Origin of the sequence: Mesorhizobium sp. M7A.F.Ca.CA.002.05.1.1 (genome assembly GCF_003998335.1) — a bacterium.
GTDB lineage: Bacteria > Pseudomonadota > Alphaproteobacteria > Rhizobiales > Rhizobiaceae > Mesorhizobium.
This window is the reverse complement of the sequence record NZ_RZQI01001614.1, coordinates 1-504: the sequence shown is the minus strand read 5'-3', so window position 1 is coordinate 504 and position 504 is coordinate 1. Positions and strand designations below refer to the sequence as shown.

Genomic DNA, 504 nt, shown 5'->3' with positions numbered 1-504 from the left:
CGCTGGCAACGCGCTCGCCAGGCTTTGCCTGTCGCGCGCCTTCGCGCCTTTCCTGAAGGCTTTGCCGCTGTCGCTTCGGGAGCGCCGGCGCATGGCGGCGGTGGCGGCGTGTGCGCTGGGCGTCCCCATTGTTTTCATCGTCGCAGCAGCAGTAGGCCTTGGCTGTCTCGTCATTGCAAAACCACTGGCACCGACCTGGGGTCTCGGCGCCGCGATCCTGTTTGGCGCCAGCTTCTGTGCGACAGCCGTCCTGTGCCTGCGGAGCGCGCGCGACCTGGTCAACGCCGACACTGCCGATCTGGCAAGGGATCCGGACGGGCGCCGGCCCTTGCTAGGTGCCGTCGATCGTTCGACACCGGCGTGGCTCTCCAGCTGGGCCTGGGATCTACCCGCCGGCCGCATAGTACTTTCGTGGCGGCTGGTGGGAGCAGCCATCCTGTTTGGTTTCGCGACGGTTGTTGCTGCCTCCATCAGCTTCGTTCGTCACGATGCCGTGCCGGCGGC

1 pseudogene is annotated in these 504 nt (G+C 67.3%); it reads left to right on the top strand.

From position 1 onward, the window contains the following. Window positions 1-504: pseudogene (locus tag EN939_RS37350) on the top strand (hypothetical protein); the annotation flags it as partial.